Here is a 16,083-nt window from a genome sequence, read left to right as displayed (position 1 = left end):
CCTGGAGAGAGACAGCACATGACCACCCCACCACGGCAGACCGTGGACGACCTGGCCACGGTGGACCTCACCGATCCGCAGACCTTCCTCGACGTGGACCTGCCGGACATGTGGCGCAGGTACCGCACGGAGCAGCCCGTCTTCTGGCACCGCGCCACCGAACACGGTCCCGGATTCTGGGTGATCTCCACCTACGACGACGTCGTCACCGTCTACCGCGACAACAAGCGGTTCACCTCCGAGCGGGGCAACGTCCTGGCGACCCTGCTCCAGGGCGAGGACTCCGCCTCGCGCAAGATGCTCGCCGTCACCGACGGCGTGCGGCACCGCGAGATCCGCAACCTGATGCTCAGGTCCTTCTCGCCCCGGGTGCTGGAGCCCGTGGTCGAGGGCGTGCACCGGCGCACCCGGGCCCTCGTCGCCGAGGCCCTCGCCCACGGTGAGCTGGACTTCGTCACCGACGTGGCCGACCACATCCCCATCAACACCATCGGCGACCTCATGGACGTCCCGCAGGCGGACCGTGAGCAACTCGTCGCCTGGAACACCCGGACGCTCTCCCGGCACAGCGCCGACGACAGCGAGATGGAGGAGTGGCTCGCCCGCAACGAGATCCTCATGTACTTCTCCGACCTGGCCGCCAGGCGTCGGCGGCACCCCGGCGACGACGTGATCAGCGCCCTCGCCACGGCCACCGTCGACGGCGAACCGCTGACCGAGGACGAGATCGTCTTCAACTGCTACAGCCTGATCCTGGGCGGCGACGAGTCCAGCCGGATGTCCTCGGTGGGCGGCCTGATAGCCCTGGCCGAGCACCCCGAGCAGTGGCACGCGCTGAAGTCCGGCGCGGTCAGCGTCGACAGCGCCACCGAGGAGGTGCTGCGCTGGACCACCCCCGCCATGCACTTCGGCCGCCGCGCCCTGGTGGACGTACCGCTGCGTGACCAGACCGTCCGGGCCGGTGACGTGGTCAGCCTGTGGAACAGCTCGGCGAACCTGGACGAGACGGTCTTCGCCGACCCGGACGTCTTCGACCTGGCCCGGACTCCCAACAAGCACGTCGCCTTCGGCCACGGCCCGCACTTCTGCCTCGGTGCCTTCCTCGGCCGCGTCCATGTGAACGCGATGCTCGACGCGCTGCGCACCCAGGTCGCCGGCATCAGTCTCCAGGGCCCGCCCGAGCGGCTCTTCTCCAACTTCGTCTACGGCTACAGCGGCCTGCCGGTCTCCCTGACCCCCGAGCGGGCCACAGAAGGGAGCGCCGCATGAACGCCGGCACGGACATCGGCATCGGCGCGATCCACTGCCTGCTGCCCGACACCAGGGTGGCCGTCGAGGACCTCCCCGAGTTCGCGATGCTGGACACCGCCTCGGCGGACTTCGCCCGGGGCAGCGGTGTGCGGACCGTCGGGGTCTTCGACGAGAACGAGCAGGCGCCGCTCGCCGCGCGGGCCTGCCGGGAACTGTTCGAGGCACATCCGGGGGAGCCGGACGTCCTGTTGCTGGTGGCGCCGCGGGCACCGGACGTCCTGCTGGGCTCGGACGTCTGCCGGGTGCAGAGCGAGGCGAAGCTGAACTCCGCGTACCCCCTCACCGTCGAGGGGCTGGGCTGCACCGGGTCCAGCACCGCCTGGGCCCTCGCCAGGGATCTGCTGGTCGCGGACCCGCGCCGCGAGCAGATCGTCATCGCCCACGCCAGCCGCCCCACCGGGGTCGACCGGATCCGGTTCCCCGTCACCGTCGTCGGCGACGGCGCGTTCGCCATGACCATGGTCCGTGGCGGGCGGCCGGTGCTGCGGGCCCACCGTGAGCAGGCGGACGGCAGCTTCCACGACCTGTTCCGCGTCGAGTACAAGGAAACCCCCTGGTACGAGTGGCGCGAGGTGTGCCAGGACCTGTCGCGCTACCGCTTCCAGCTCGCCACCCTCAGCTCGCGCCGGCTCGGCGCGATGGTGGACCAGGTTCTCGCGGACGCCGGGGTGGACCGGGACCGGGTCAAAGCCACGCTGATGCAGAACGTCACCGCCTCCGCCTACGACTTCTACACCTCTCTGCTCGGCCTGCCGATCCACCCCGTGTGCGGCCGGCACCTCGCCGAGTACGGCCATCTGGGCGCCGCCGACGTGGTGCTGAACATGGACGCCCTGCTGGCGAGCGGCGAACTGGACCAGGGCGACCTGGTGCTCGTCCTCAACAACAGCCAGGTGGCCGCCTGGGCGGTGACCTTGTGGGAGGTGTGAGCCGCCCACCGCTTCGGACCTCGCTCCCCGACCACGGAGAAGACTGATGGATTTCGCACCCACGCCACAGCAACGGGCGCTGCGCGAGAAGGTCGTCCGGTTCGCCCGTGACAACCTCGGCGCCCAGGCCGCCGAGCACGATCGCAACGCCACGTTCGACGAGAGCGGCTGGAAGGCCTGCGCCGACTTCGGCGTGCTGGGCTGGCCGATCAAGAAGGAGTACGGCGGCGGCGGCCTGGACCCGTTGACCGCGATCATGGCCTACGAGGCGCTCGGCGAAGGCTGCGTCGACAACGGCCTGGTCTTCGCGATCAACAACCACCTCTTCGCCTGCGCCGTCTACATCGCCGACCACGGCACCGAGGAGCAGCGCCGCCGCTGGCTGCCCGCCCTCTGCGACGGCTCGCTGGTCGGCGCGCACGCCCTGTCGGAGCCGGAGACCGGATCCGACATGCTCTCCCTCACCACCACCGCCGTCCGTGACGGGGACGGCTATGTGCTGAACGGGACGAAGAAGTTCATCAGCAACGGCCCGCGCGCGGACCTGTTCATCGTGTTCGCCCGCACCGGTGGCGACGACGTCGCTCCGCAGCGCGCCCTGTCCGCCTTCGTCGTCCCGGCGGACACCGCCGGGCTCACCGCCCGCGACATTCCCAAGGCGGGCCTGCGCGGCACCCTGATGGGCGAGATCACCTTCGACGGCTGCGTGGTCGGGGAGGACCAGCGGCTGGGCGCGGAGGGAGCCGGGTACCGGCTGTTCACCTCCACCATGGAGTGGGAGCGCGGCTTCATGTTCGCCAGCCAGGTCGGCGTGCTGAGCCGGCTCACGGACCGCTGTGTCGCGTACGCCACCGGCCGCCGCCAGTTCGGCCGCCCCATCGGCGCGTTCCAGTCCGTCTCCCACCGGATCGCCGACATGCGGGTCCGCCTGGAGCTGGCCCGGCTGATGCTCTACAAGGTCGGCTGGCTGCGAACCGAGGGCCGCCTCGCGATGCAGGAGGCGTCCATGCTGAAGCTCTACGTCAGCGAGGGCCTGAAGGCCACCGCGCTCGACGCCATGCAGATCCACGGCGCCCGCGGCTACACCGAGGAGCTCGGCATCGAGCGGGAGGTACGGGACGTGCTCGCGGGCACGATCTACGGCGGCACCTCCGACATCCAGCGGTCCATCATCGCCGGCCTCATGGGCCTGCCGACGACGGCGTAAGGACGAGAGGCCGACATGCACTCCTACCGACTCGCCCTCGACGAACCGGTCTCGGGGGCCCACCTCGACGAACTCAACCGGCGCGTCTACTACATCTCCGAGGCCATCACCGGCTTCCGGCTCGTCCCCGGCGACGGCGACGGCGACGCGGTCGACGCGGTCGAGGTGACCACCGGGTATCCGGTCGACGCGGAGGCCCTGGGCAAGAAGCTCCGGCACGTCGTCGACACCGAGGTGCGCCCTCAACTGCCCACCCCGCCCAAGGTGCTGTGGCGCTCCGCCACGGACCGCACCCCGCGCGCCGACACCTTCGACGGGCTGCTGGCGGACGGCGTGGTGCACGAGATCGGGCCCGGCCAGGTGGCCCTGGGCGCCCCGGCACTGGCCGCGCTCGACGCGCTCGACGGACTCCTGCGGGACATCATCCGCGAGGAGTTCGGGGCCCACGAGTACCGTTACCCGACGCTGCTGCCGATCACCGCGCTGCACCGCAGCGGATACCTCTCCTCCTTCCCGCAGCACATGATGTTCGCCGCCCGGCTCGACGGAGACGTCGACACCTACCGGGCCTTCGCCGAGGAGGTCGGGGCGCGGGACACCATCGGCGACCGGGTGCTGCACCGCTGCGCACCGGTGGACCGGTGCCTGCCGCCCACGATGTGCTACCACACCTTCGACCAGTTCGCCGGGAGCACCCTTCCCGACGAGAACACGGTCGTGACCGCCAAGGGCGGCTCCTTCCGGCACGAGTCCCGCTACCACCGGACCCTGGAGCGGCTGTCCGACTTCACCATCCGCGAGACCGTCTTCCTGGGCACCGCCGAGTTCGTCCGCGAGGCCCGCGACCGGTTCCGCCGGCGTGCCGTCGAGCTGGTCGAACAGCTCGACCTGGCCGGCCGGGTCGAGGTGGCGAGCGACCCCTTCTTCGCCGGAGCGGCGACCGCGGCCCAGGTCTCCTCGCAACGTCTGCTGGAACTCAAGCACGAACTCCATCTGGACGTCGGCCCCGGGGACAGCATCTCGATCGGCTCGTTCAACCTGCATGAAAAGCACTTCGGCGACGCCTTCGGCATCAAGGGACCCGACGGCGCCACGGTGTACTCCGCCTGCGTCGGATTCGGCCTGGAGCGGTTCACCTACGCCGTGCTCTGCCAGTACGGATGGGACGTCGCCGACTGGCCGGCCCCGCTTGCCGAGCGGTGCCGCACCACACCTCGACCGGGCAAGGGAAAGCGATGACTGATACCAGCCAGATCCGGCGCGTGGCCGTCCTGGGCGCCGGCACGATGGGCGTCGGCGGTGCCCACGCCTTCGCCGCGGCGGGCTTCTCCGTGGTGCTCGTGGACACCACCGACGCCGCCCTCTCCCGGGCCCGTGAGCTGATCGGGGAGAACGCCCGGCTGTACGCGATGCTCGACCGCGAGCTGGCCAAGAGCACCCCCGACGAGGTGCTCTCCCGGATCGAGTTCCGCACCGGTCTGGACGGGCTCGCGGACGCCGACTTCGTCGTGGAGAACGTGACGGAGAACTGGCAGATCAAGGAGAAGCTGTACCGCGAGATGGACGCGGTGGCGCCGGAGCACTGTGTGTTCGGCGTGAACACCTCGGCCATCCCCATCACCCGGATGGCATCGGTCACCGGCCGTCCGGACCGGGTCGTCGGCACCCATCTGATGAACCCCGTGCCGCTGAAGAAGCTCGTCGAGGTGATCCGCGGCTTCCACACCTCGCCGGAGACGATCGAGGTCACCCGTGGGCTGTTCCGCGCCGTCGGCCAGGACATCGTGGTGGTCGAGGACTCCTCGGGCTTCGTCACGAACCGCGTCGCCATGCTCAGCGTCAACGAGGCGATCCTGCTGCTGCAGGACAACGTGGCGCAGGCCGGCGACATCGACCGGCTCTTCCGGCAGTGCCTCGGCCACCAGATGGGTCCGCTGGAGACCGCGGACCTGATCGGCCTGGACACCGTCATGTACTCGCTGGAGGTCCTTCTGGACAACTTCAACGACCCCAAGTTCGCTCCGGCGCCGCTGCTGCGCAAACTCGTCGCCGCGGGCCGCCTGGGCCGCAAGAGCGGTCATGGTTTCTATTCGTACGAGCCGGTCCACACCGGGAAGAAGGCAGAGGCCTGATGACAGACGACATCGCCAAGATCGTGCGCACCTTCATCGGCGAGCACGTCCGGGACACCGAACTCGGTGACGACCACGACATCTTCGCCACGGGCAGCGTCAGCTCACTGTTCGCCGTGCAGCTCGTGATGTGGGTCGAGCGGACCTTCGACATCGCGGTGCACCCCACCGACCTCGACATCGAGAACTTCCGCACGGTGAACCACGTCGTGCGCTTCGTGGAGTCCCGCCGGGCGGCCACTCCCGCCTGACGCCCGGTTCCGGGCAGCGGTCAGTGCCGTGTCAGCGGGCCTCGACACGATGTTCGTATCGGGGCCCGCCACGGCCTTGGTCCCTGAATTCCTCAGACTTGGAGAGCACGAAGTGACGAACCCCTTTGACGACCAGGACGGCACGTTCCTCGTACTCGTCAACGACGAGGACCAGTTCAGTGTGTGGCCCGCCTTCGCCGCGGTGCCCGACGGGTGGACGGTGTCGCTGGGCGAAGGCACCCGGGAGGCCGCCCTGGCCCATGTGGAGGCACACTGGACCGACATGCGGCCCAGAAGCCTCCGCGAGCCCGCCGAGGGCCTCGGCGCCTGATCCGGCGTCGCGGACACCGCCGAGACCCGTGAAGACCGCGATCCGGGCCGAAGGCCTGCGCAAGCGATTCAAGGGCCACCAGGCCCTCGACGGCGTCGACCTCAGCGTCGTGGAGGGCTCCGTTCTCGGCCTGCTCGGCCCCAACGGAGCAGGCAAGACAACCACCGTACGAGTCCTCAGCACCCTGCTCGAACCGGACGGCGGCCACGCCGAAGTGGCCGGATTCGATGTCGTCCGCCGACCCGCGGAGGTCCGCCGCCGGATCGGCCTGGCCGGCCAGTACGCGGCCGTGGACGGGCTGCTCACCGGACGCGAGAACCTCACCCTCATCGGTGTGCTGCTGCACCTCGGCCGACGCGGCGCCCGTCGCCGGGCCGGGCAGCTGCTGGACCAGTTCGACCTGACCGGCGCCGCCGACCGGCCCGTCCAGACCTACTCCGGCGGCATGCGGCGCCGGCTCGACCTCGCGGCCTGTCTGGTCGCGTCGCCCTCGGTGCTCTTCCTCGACGAACCGACCACCGGCCTCGACCCGGTGAGCCGCATGTCGCTGTGGACCGCCGTGCGCGATCTGGTGGCCGACGGCATGACGGTCCTGCTGACCACCCAGTATCTGGAAGAGGCGGACTTCCTCGCCGACCGTATCGCCGTCGTCGACACCGGACGGGTCGTCGCCGAGGGCACTCCGGACGAGTTGAAGCGATCTGTCGGACCGGACCGGCTGGAGATCCGGGTGGCGGGCCACGGCGCCGTCGCCGACGCCCTGGCGGCCCTGCGGACCAACGCGTTCGACGACCCGGCAGTGGGCCGGGACGAGGGCGTCATCTCCCTCCCGCTCGATGCCGGCATGGGCAGTATCGCCGCTGCCGCGACGGCCTTGGAAAAGGCCGGGGTGACCGTCGTGGACTTCGCCGTGCGTCGCCCCACACTCGACGACGCGTTTGTCCGACTCACCGGACGATCGGACTGATTCGGCCGCACACGACCGTACGAAAATCAATCGCCCCGTCGGCCGACCGGTGAGGGTGGATACATGACTGAAGTCCTGCACAACACGGGGGTATTGCCTTGCAGCGAATTCATTTCACGACAGCCGACCTGGCGCGAACACGACTGCAGTCCACCGCGGGACCAGAAATAGAGTCGCGACTGGCCCGAGAACTGTTCACGCGTGGCGTCGGCACCATCTATGCGCGATGGCAGCGCCAGGTCTATGCGAGGCTGTGCGCGAAATCGGGCCACGAGTCGGCGTCCGCGTTGGCCCCGGGCGATTTCTGGCGGGCCGCGGTGGCCCCTTACTGGAGCCGGGTGCTGGCCCACTACGAGGCCGAGTGCGACGCCCGCGGGCGGATGGTCATGGCGGGTGGTGTCGAGCAGCTGCTCGCCGGGCTGGGACGACGGGCGATCTGGAACGGCCAGGTGCTGGAACTGCACGACGGCCCCGACAGCGATGTACGTCTCGGCGGAAAGGGCCTGGTGCTCAGCCCCTCCGTGTTCCTCGCCCACCGCCCCGCCCGGCTCTTCCGCGCCGACGAGCAGCGCGGCCAGCCCGTCCTGGTCTTCTCCGCGCCGCCGAGCGCGGAGCAGTCCGCCCTGCTGTGGGACGACGTCAGTCTCCCGTCCCAGGCGCTGGCCGCCCTGGTCGGCCAGACCAGGGCGGCGGCCCTGCGCGAGCTGCGGGCCTCGCGCACCACCAGCCAACTCGCCGACCGTCTCGGCGTCTCGGCGCCCTGCGCCAGCCAGCACGCCTCCGTACTGCGCGAGTCCGGGCTGATCACCACCCGGCGGGTGCGCAACACCGTGCTGCACTCGGTGACCCCGCTCGGGCTGGCCCTTCTGGACGGCATGACGGTCGCCGCGGGCCAGGTACGCGGCCCGAAGCCCGTGCCGTCCTCGGCCGGGGTCTGATGCACCGGCCCTCGGGCCGCCGCAACCAACAGCTTTGGGCCGTCCTGTGCCGTGGCGCCGACGCGCCGCCGACACGGCGGTTCCCGGGACCGCGGCGGAACCTGCTGTCAGCTGGTTGTCAGTGGCCGGTTGGTGTACTGGGGCCGGATCCGCGGAGGTGCCGAACGTGGTCGGCCGGCGGCGAGCAGGAGGCTCTTGATGTCCTGGACGGAATGCAGCGAACCCCGGCCGTTCGCCGCGAAGCGGCTGGTCTGCTTCCCGCATGCCGGCGGGTCGTCGTACTTCTTCCGGGACTGGCGCAAGGGGCTGCCCGAGTTCGAGGTGCACGCGGTCTGCTACCCGGGTCGGGCCGACCGGTTCGGGGAGCCGACGGCCACCGACCTGGTGGCGATGGCGGGTGAGATCGCCCAGGCCGTCAAGCCGCTGACGGACCGGCCCACCGCGCTCTTCGGACACAGCATGGGCGCGGTGGTGGCGTACGAGACGGCCAGGGCGCTGGAGGCCGAAGGGGCCGTGCTGTCGCAGCTGTTCGTGTCGGGTGCCCGCGCCGGCCATCTGGTACGGCGAGACGCCTGGGCGGCCGGGGAGAACGAAGAGAGCGTCATCGCGGCGCTCCAGCAGCTGGGCGGTACCGACACCGAACTGCTGGACCACCCGATGTTCCGTGAGCTGATCCTGCCGTACGTCCAGGCCGACTTCCGGATGCTGGGCAGCTACGAACACCGCGCGGGTGCACTGCTCGGCTGCCCTGTCACGGCCGTGGCGGGGGCGAGCGATCCCCGGGTGACGGCGGAGCAGGTGGCCCAGTGGGCGCAGGTGACCGAGGGGCCGTTCCGGCAGCGGATGGTGCCGGGCGGGCACTTCTACCTCGCGGACTCGCCGCCGTACGAGCTGGTGCGGGAGGTGTGCGCCGAGCGGGGTGAGACACCGAGCCGGTAGGCCGGTCCGGCAGCCGAAGGGCGGATGCCGGTCTTCCGGCCGGCCTCGATTCGAAGAAGCTCGATCACTGGGGGACGCAAGTGCGGGGCAGAAACGGGCAGAGGGCTGCCATGATCGCCATGGTCGTGCTGCCACTGGCGGTGATCGTGTGGGCCGCGGTGGCGGTCGCCACGTCGAAGTCGTCGGCCGGGGCGGCGGTGCATGAGGCGGTACGGCTGGACAAGGGCGGTCATTTCTTCCTCGCGGTCGCGGCCATCCTGTCGGCCGTCTTCGTGGGCGGATGGCTGGCCGACCGGCTGGGACAGCCGCGGGTGATCGGCGAGATCTGCGCGGGCCTGGCCATGGGGCCGACCGTGCTGGGACGGTTCGCACCCGACGCGAAGGACTGGCTGTTCCCGGCGGACAACCTGCCGATGCTCGACGGGCTGGCTCAGATCGGCCTGGTGTTCTTCATGTTCGGGGTGGGCCGCGAGCTGACCGGAATGTCGCTGCGAGGCATCGGACCGCAGGTGCTGATGGTGAGCCAGGCCTCGCTGCTGATTCCGTTCGCGGCCGGCACCGCGGCCGCCGTGCCCCTCGTCCAGGACTTCACGGGACGGGCGGGCCACCCGGCGGCCTTCGTCCTGTTCGTGGGGTGCGCGCTGAGCGTCACCGCGCTGCCCGTACTGGCCCGGATCCTCACCGATCTGCGGCTCACCCGCACACATCAGGGGCAGTTGAGCCTGTTCGCCTCCGCGCTCGGGGACGGCGTGGTGTGGTTGGTGCTCACCGCGATCCTGGCGGTGGTGCACGGCAGCAGCCCCACGGGCGTGCTGTGGAACGGCCTGTTCGCCGCCGCCCTGACCATCGTCTTCCTCGGCCCGCTGCGCCGCGGGCTGGCCCGCTGGGCCCGGTCCCGTCAGGCGGCCGACGAGAGCGCCGAGGGCGACGCCACGCTCATGCTTCTGCTGGCGGGAGGTATCGCCGCGACGGCCACTCTCACCACGGTCATCGGCGTGCACCAGCTGATCGGGGCCCTGCTGGCCGGACTGGCCTGGCCCACCGGCAACGCCCGCACGGCGCGGGTGGCGGACCGGCTGTCGAGCACGTCCAAGACCGTGCTGCTCCCGTTCTTCTTCTTCGGATTCGGGCTCACCATTGATCTCGGGTCCTTGCGCTTCGACCGTTCCTCGGTGCTGGCCATCGCCACCCTGCTGGTCCTGGCCGTCGTCACCAAGGTGTGCGGCCCCGCGCTGAGCGCCGTCCTCACCGGCATGCGCCCGCGGCCGGCCCTCACGCTCGGAGTGCTGCTCAACGCCCGCGGTCTGACCGAACTCGTCATCCTGCAGATCGGCTACCAGGCAGGTGTCATCGACCAGCGCCTGCTCAGCATCCTCACCATCATCGCGCTGGTCACGACGATCCTGACGAGGCCGCTGCTCCGGCTGATCGGGCCGGAGGGCGTCGAGCCCGCGCCCTCGCCGTGCGAGCCCGAGCGGGACGGCGTGGCCGCGAAAGGCGCACCCGAGCGCTCCTCGCTGTCCCACTGACACCTCGGCGGCAGGCGGCTCGCGTGATCGACGAGATACTTCCCGCGGTCGTCATGAGCGCCGAGTCCTTCGGGGACGAGCCGGACGCGTGGCTGTTCCCCGAGGAGCGGACGGCCCTGGGAGAGGTCGGCGAGCCGCGCCGCCGGGAGTACACGACGGTGCGCCACTGCGCCCGGCGGGCCCTGGGCGGGCTGGGCCTGGCACCGGCGCCGCTGGTGGCGGGCCCACGGGGCGCCCCGCGCTGGCCCGAGGGCGTCGTCGGCAGCATGACCCACTGTGCGGGATACCGGGCCGCCGCCACCGCGCACCGGTCCGACGTGCACACCCTGGGCATCGACGCGGAGCCCCATGCGCCTCTGCCGGACGGCGTGCTGGAGTACATCGCGCTGCCGCGGGAGGCCTCGGAGGTCACCCGGCTGGCCCGCCACACCCCCGCAGTGCACTGGGACCGGCTGTTGTTCTGCGCCAAGGAAGCCGTCTACAAGGCATGGTTCCCCGCGACACAGAGCTGGCTCGGCTTCGACGGGGCAGCGATCTCACTCGCGCCCGACGGCACTCTGCTCGCGCGCGTCCTGTCCCCGGCCCCCTCGCAACACGTCGCCGCACCGCGGGAGTTCGCCGGACGGTGGCTGGTACGGGACGGACTTGTGCTGGCGTGCGTGGTGTCCCCGACCCTTGATTGACTGCGTTTCTGGCATGTGTAAGATTTGGCTTACACATGCAGTCCGGGGTGGCGGGAGGTGGGGCGTTGACCAGCGAGGAGCTTCTGGCCTTCCTGTCCGCCGTCGGTCATGTCCAGCGGCTGCGGGCCATCGCAGGCCTTGCCGACGGGCGTATGTACGTCAGTGAACTGGCCCGGCAGCTGGGCATGTCCCGCCCCCTGCTGTACATGCATCTGGAGCGTCTGGAGAAGGCCGGCCTGGTCGTCGGCCATCTTGAACTCTCGGACGACGGCAAGGCCCTGAAGTACTTCGAGCTGGTGCCGTTCGATCTGCACATCAACCTGCAGACGATTCTGGAAACCCTGCGCGCGGACGAGCTGCAGTCGCCTGCAGCGGATGGGCCTGCCGATGAGGAAGGTTAGAACGTTATGAGGGGGACCCTGACATGACCGGCGCTGTTGTCGCCATCGCCATCGTCTTGATCGTCGTCGGAGGTATCACGGCGGCGGTGGTCTCGAACTTCAGACTGCAGCGCCACCGCGCTGACGCCGTGGCCATGGCCTCGTACCGCAAGCTCGCCGAGGAGGCAGTCGCCCGGCAGGAGGCACTGCAGACCGAACTGGCCGAACTGAAGGCCAAGGTGAGCTCGATCGACGACATGCTGCGGAGGATCGAGTGACCAGGCCGGCACCCGGGCGCCTGCGCCCACCGGCCTCCCTGGTCAGACTTCCGTTGTCCGCCGCCCCCTGGCTCGCCGCCGGCTACCTCGCCGGCTATCCCCTGGTCGGGGGCGCCCTGTTCGCCGTGGCGACGGCCGCCTTCCTCGGCGGCGTGGTACTGAGCCAATTCACGGTGACCGTACCGCTGCTCGTCGGCCTGGTGTGGGTGATCAGGGGCTGCGCGCAGGTCGAGCGGGGCCGCGCCGCACTCGTCGACCGGCCGATCCCGTACCGGTACAGCGAGGTCACCGAGCCTGGCCTGCCCGCTCACATCAGAACCCGCTGCGCCGACCCCGCGATCGTCCGCGACTGCGCCTACCTCATCCTCCTCTTCCCCCCTCTGCTGGTCCTGGACCTCTTCGCGCTGGTCATCTGGCTGCTGTCCCTCGGCTGCCTCACGCTGCCCCTGTGGTACCGGGCGACGGACGTCTCCGGCAGGCTCGCGGGCGAGGACGGCATGCTCGCGTGGGTCCACACCCTGCCCGGGGCACTGGCGCTCGCGCTCGTCGCGCTCGTCCTGCTTCCCTTCGCCGCCCGGCTTCTCCTGGCCACTGCCCGGCTGCACCTGACCGTGGCCCAGGCGGTGCTCCGCCCGCCCGGCGACCCCCTCGCAGAAGCCAAGGGCGTGCTCGACCGCCCTGGTCCGCTCTCCGCCGTGCCGGGTGGCCTTCGCACCGGCACCCCCACAGAACCGACAGAAAACGGGGAATCCCATGAACCGAACACCGGCCGGGCCAGCTGACGCGGTCATCCACCTGGACTCCGTGCACAAGGTCTACGGCGGCGGCAGGAACAAGGTGACCGCTCTCGACGGAGTCACCATCAGTCTGCGGAGGGGGACCTTCACCGCGGTGATGGGCCCGTCCGGATCCGGCAAGAGCACCTTTCTCCACTGCGCCGCGGGCCTGGACCGGCCGACGTCCGGTTCGGTCAGGCTCGACGGCGTGGACCTGTCCCGGCTCAAGGAACGTGAGTTGACCAAGCTGCGACGCGAGCGCGTCGGTTTCGTCTTCCAGGCGTTCAACCTGATGCCCGCACTGAACGTACGGGACAACGTCACCCTGCCCTTACGTCTGGCGGGACGCCGCCCCAAGGCCACCGAGGTCGACGAGGTCATCGAACGCGTCGGCCTCGCCGCACGTCAGAAGCACCGTCCCGGCGAACTCTCCGGCGGTCAGCAGCAGCGGGTGGCCATCGCCCGCGCGCTCGTCACCCGGCCCGCCGTGGTCTTCGGCGACGAGCCGACCGGAGCCCTGGACACCCGAACCGCTCGCGAGGTCCTCGGACTGCTGCGCGAGGCCGTCCAGTGGTCCGGGCAGACCATCGTGATGGTCACGCACGACCCCGTGGCCGCCGCGCACGCGGACCGCACCCTCTTTCTCGCCGACGGCAGGATCGTCGACGCACTGGAGCGTCCGACCGCCGACGTGGTCGCCGAGCGCATGACCCATCTCGGGGCCTGGGCCGAGGAACAGACGGCGCACGACAGGCAGTACGGAGCGGCCCAGTGATCGGCCTCGCGCTGCGCTCCCTGAAGTTCTACAAGGGGGGCTTCGTCGCCTCGTTCATCGCGCTGTTCTTCGGCGCCGCCATCGTGATCGCCTGCGGCGGGCTGCTGGAGACCGGAGTACGCGAACTGGCCGCGCCGCAGCGGCTCCAGGCCGCACCGATCGTCCTCACCGGGGACCAGGGCTACCCCGGTTCCAACAAGGTCTTCCGAGAGCGGGTCCGGCTCGACGCCGCTGCCGTGTCCAAGGCCGAGGCGGTATCCGGTGTCCAGGCGGCCGTGCCGGACATCTCCATCCCGGCCGTGGTCGTTCCGGCCGGCGGCAAGGGCGGCGTCACCGCCACAGGGCACGGCTGGGACTCCGCCCGGCTCGGACCGTACCGCCTGGTCCAGGGCAGCGCCCCGAGCGCCGCGGGCCAGGTCGCGCTCGACTCGCGGCTCGCCGCCCGGGCGGGTGCCAAGGCGGGCGACCGGGTCACACTCGGCCTGCACGGCACCCTGACCGCATACCGGGTGACCGGGCTGGTGAGCGGCCCCGGCGCCGCCGGGACACTGTTCCTCGCGGACACCGACGCGGCGCGTCTCGCTCCGCAGCAGGGCAAGGTCGACTCCATCGGTGTCCTCACCCGCCCGGGCACGGACCGGAGCCGAGTGCGGGCCGCGCTCGCCGACGCCTTCGCGGGCGAGTCGGTCTCCGTGCTGACCGGCGACGAGCGGGGCCGTGCCGAGTTTCCCGACGTGGTGATCCACGGCAAGAACCTGGTGTCCATGTCGGCGGTGTTCGGCGGGCTGGCCGCGATGGTCACGGTGTTCGTGGTGGCCAGCACACTCGGACTGTCCTTGCAGCAGCGGCAGCGGCAGATGGCTCTGCTGCGCGCGATCGGCTCGACGCCCGGCCAGGTCCGGCGCATGGTGCTGGCCGAGACGTTCACCGTCGCCGTCTTCGCCACCGCGCTGGCCTGCGTGCCCGGGCCGCGCCTCGGGCGCTGGCTGCTGGGCCGGTTCGTGGACGCGGACGTGGTGCCCGACGTGCTGATCTACCGCAGCGGCTGGATCCCGATGGTGGCGGGCGCCGGGGCGGCGCTGCTGACCGCACTGGGGGCCGCCTGGATCGCGGCCCGCGCCGCCGCCCGCACCCGCCCGACCGAGGCACTGGCCGAGGCCTCTCTCCAGCGTCGCCGGCTCAACTGGATCCGCGCGGTCTTCGCCGTGCTCTGTCTGGCCGGCGGCACCACTCTCGCGTTGGTCACGATGAACGTCGACGGTGCCACGGCGGGCAGCACGGCCACGCCGGCCGCGATGCTGTGGGCCGCCGGCTTCGGTCTGCTCGGCCCCACCCTGACCAGACTGATGACGGCCCTGCTGCGCTGGCCACTGCGCGCGGTCACCGGCCTCGCCGGGCAACTGGCCATCCTCAACGCCAAGGCCCGGGCGACCCGGCTGGCCGGAGCGGTCATGCCGGTCATGCTCGCCACCGGCATGGCCACCGCCCTGATCTACCTGCAGACGACCCAGAACCAGGGCGCCCAGCAGGCGTTCGAGGACAACCTCCGCGCCGACGTGGTGCTCACCTCGGCGACCGGCGGGATGCCCGCGTCGCTGGCCGCCGACATCGACAAGGAGCCCGGCGTGGCGGCGGCCTCCGCCTACGTGCCGAGCTCCGGCTTCCTGGAGCCGTCCAAGGCCGAGATGGCGGCGTACGACGGCAAGGGCCGCAAACCGAAGGGCACCCCCGTACAGGTCACCGGGGTATCCGCGACGGGCATCGAGCGCACCACGGCGATCCGTGCGGTGAGCGGCAGCCTCACCGATCTGACCGGGGACACCGTGGCCCTGCCCGAGTCCTCCGCCGGAGGACACCGCATCGGTGAGCGGATCCCCATGCGCCTGGGCGACGGCACCGAGGTCGAGCCCCGCCTGGTGGCGACGGTCGGGGATCAGCGCGGATACGGTGCGGCCCTGATGCCCGCCGCCACTGTGGCCGCGCACACCACCGACGGCACGGTGCCGCAGATCCTGGTCGCGGCGGACTCCGGCTCCGGCGCCGCGCGGCTCGCCACCGAACTCACCGGCTCCGGCGCGCCCTTGCCCGGGCTGCGCGCGGCCGACCGTGGCGACCTGGTCACCGCCTCGGCCGAGCAGAACGACACCCAGGCCTGGGTGGCGTACCTCCTGGTCGCCATGGTCGTCGGGTACGCGGTCATCGCCCTGGTGAACTCGCTGGTGATGGCGACCGGCGAGCGGCGTCGGGAGTTCACCCTCCAGCGTCTTGTCGGCGCCACCCAGGGCCAGGTGATGCGGATGATGACGGTGGAGGCGCTGTTGACCGCGCTGGCCGGTCTCGGGCTGGGCATGCTGGTCGCCGTCGCGACCCTGGTACCGCTGAGCCAGGCCGTGCTCGCCCGGGCGATGCCCGCCGGTCCGCCGTCGATTCTGCTGGCGGTCCTGGCCTCCGCACTCGTCCTGACGGTCGGTACGACACTGCTGACCGCCCGCCTGGCGCTGCGCACCCGGCTCTCCTCGGCCATCGGCAGCCGCGACTGAGCCGAACCCCGTCCGTCTCACCTTTACCACCTGCGTATTTCGTCCACCACTTAACAACGTGGTGGACGAAGCCTTGTCAAACCTACGCTCGCTCTTATGGCGTTGAAGCCCATCGGA

At 70.9% G+C, this 16,083-nt stretch carries 17 protein-coding genes; all 17 read left to right on the top strand.

Annotated features, from left to right (window positions below):
- Positions 1 to 18 precede the first annotated feature (18 nt).
- The 17 genes from ACGFZQ_RS23755 to ACGFZQ_RS23675 all read left to right on the top strand — a co-directional run bounded on the left by ACGFZQ_RS23755 (position 19) and on the right by ACGFZQ_RS23675 (position 15,966).
- Positions 19 to 1,269 carry a cytochrome P450 gene (locus ACGFZQ_RS23755; RefSeq protein ID WP_393841971.1) on the top strand — a complete coding sequence of 417 codons (1,251 nt, stop codon included), beginning with the start codon at positions 19 to 21 and terminating at the stop codon, positions 1,267 to 1,269.
- Entirely contained in the window at positions 1,266 to 2,240 is a 975-nt protein-coding gene (locus ACGFZQ_RS23750; protein ID WP_393841970.1) for a 3-oxoacyl-[acyl-carrier-protein] synthase III C-terminal domain-containing protein, read from the top strand. The genes ACGFZQ_RS23755 and ACGFZQ_RS23750 overlap by 4 nt, the downstream gene beginning before the upstream one ends.
- 46 nt (positions 2,241 to 2,286) lie before the next feature.
- A complete protein-coding gene (locus ACGFZQ_RS23745; RefSeq protein WP_393841969.1) occupies positions 2,287 to 3,447 on the top strand; it encodes an acyl-CoA dehydrogenase family protein in 1,161 nt (386 codons plus the stop codon).
- Between the two features lie 15 nt (positions 3,448 to 3,462).
- Positions 3,463 to 4,686 (top strand): hypothetical protein, encoded by a 1,224-nt coding sequence (locus tag ACGFZQ_RS23740; protein WP_393841968.1) that lies wholly within the window; start codon positions 3,463 to 3,465, stop codon positions 4,684 to 4,686.
- Positions 4,683 to 5,579: a 3-hydroxyacyl-CoA dehydrogenase family protein gene (locus ACGFZQ_RS23735; protein ID WP_393841967.1), complete on the top strand. Its 897-nt coding sequence runs from the start codon at positions 4,683 to 4,685 to the stop codon at positions 5,577 to 5,579. Before ACGFZQ_RS23740 ends, ACGFZQ_RS23735 begins: the two co-directional genes overlap by 4 nt.
- The gene (locus ACGFZQ_RS23730; RefSeq protein ID WP_234536955.1) at positions 5,579 to 5,830 is read left to right on the top strand and encodes an acyl carrier protein; all 252 of its coding nucleotides are present in this window, start codon (positions 5,579 to 5,581) and stop codon (positions 5,828 to 5,830) included. Before ACGFZQ_RS23735 ends, ACGFZQ_RS23730 begins: the two co-directional genes overlap by 1 nt.
- Positions 5,831 to 5,942: 112 nt before the next feature.
- On the top strand, positions 5,943 to 6,161 hold the full coding sequence (locus ACGFZQ_RS23725; RefSeq protein WP_234536953.1) for an MbtH family protein: 219 nt from the start codon (positions 5,943 to 5,945) through the stop codon (positions 6,159 to 6,161).
- A 28-nt stretch (positions 6,162 to 6,189) separates the two neighbouring features.
- Complete coding sequence (locus ACGFZQ_RS23720) at positions 6,190 to 7,128, top strand: ATP-binding cassette domain-containing protein (RefSeq protein ID WP_234536949.1); 939 nt, start codon at positions 6,190 to 6,192, stop codon at positions 7,126 to 7,128.
- A gap of 317 nt (positions 7,129 to 7,445) precedes the next feature.
- Complete coding sequence (locus ACGFZQ_RS23715; protein WP_393841966.1) at positions 7,446 to 8,066, top strand: ArsR/SmtB family transcription factor; 621 nt, start codon at positions 7,446 to 7,448, stop codon at positions 8,064 to 8,066.
- Between the two features lie 198 nt (positions 8,067 to 8,264).
- Entirely contained in the window at positions 8,265 to 9,005 is a 741-nt protein-coding gene (locus ACGFZQ_RS23710; RefSeq protein WP_393841965.1) for a thioesterase II family protein, read from the top strand.
- Positions 9,006 to 9,124: 119 nt separating this feature from the next.
- Complete coding sequence (locus ACGFZQ_RS23705) at positions 9,125 to 10,534, top strand: cation:proton antiporter (RefSeq protein WP_393841964.1); 1,410 nt, start codon at positions 9,125 to 9,127, stop codon at positions 10,532 to 10,534.
- A gap of 23 nt (positions 10,535 to 10,557) precedes the next feature.
- Positions 10,558 to 11,217 carry a 4'-phosphopantetheinyl transferase gene (locus ACGFZQ_RS23700; protein WP_393841963.1) on the top strand — a complete coding sequence of 220 codons (660 nt, stop codon included), beginning with the start codon at positions 10,558 to 10,560 and terminating at the stop codon, positions 11,215 to 11,217.
- 65 nt (positions 11,218 to 11,282) lie between these two features.
- On the top strand, positions 11,283 to 11,618 hold the full coding sequence (locus tag ACGFZQ_RS23695) for a winged helix-turn-helix domain-containing protein (protein ID WP_351728716.1): 336 nt from the start codon (positions 11,283 to 11,285) through the stop codon (positions 11,616 to 11,618).
- Positions 11,619 to 11,641: 23 nt separating this feature from the next.
- Positions 11,642 to 11,875, top strand: coding sequence for a hypothetical protein (locus ACGFZQ_RS23690; protein WP_234536935.1), 234 nt, complete (start codon positions 11,642 to 11,644; stop codon positions 11,873 to 11,875).
- Positions 11,872 to 12,657 (top strand): sensor domain-containing protein, encoded by a 786-nt coding sequence (locus ACGFZQ_RS23685; protein ID WP_351728719.1) that lies wholly within the window; start codon positions 11,872 to 11,874, stop codon positions 12,655 to 12,657. Before ACGFZQ_RS23690 ends, ACGFZQ_RS23685 begins: the two co-directional genes overlap by 4 nt.
- Complete coding sequence (locus tag ACGFZQ_RS23680; RefSeq protein ID WP_393841962.1) at positions 12,629 to 13,426, top strand: ABC transporter ATP-binding protein; 798 nt, start codon at positions 12,629 to 12,631, stop codon at positions 13,424 to 13,426. Before ACGFZQ_RS23685 ends, ACGFZQ_RS23680 begins: the two co-directional genes overlap by 29 nt.
- A complete protein-coding gene (locus ACGFZQ_RS23675) occupies positions 13,423 to 15,966 on the top strand; it encodes an FtsX-like permease family protein (RefSeq protein ID WP_393841961.1) in 2,544 nt (847 codons plus the stop codon). The genes ACGFZQ_RS23680 and ACGFZQ_RS23675 overlap by 4 nt, the downstream gene beginning before the upstream one ends.
- Positions 15,967 to 16,083: the final 117 nt, after the last annotated feature.

This window comes from Streptomyces sp. NPDC048254 (assembly GCF_043201895.1).
Taxonomy (GTDB): domain Bacteria; phylum Actinomycetota; class Actinomycetes; order Streptomycetales; family Streptomycetaceae; genus Streptomyces.
Note: the sequence above shows the minus strand (reverse complement) of the source record. Positions and strands in the feature narration are given on the sequence as shown.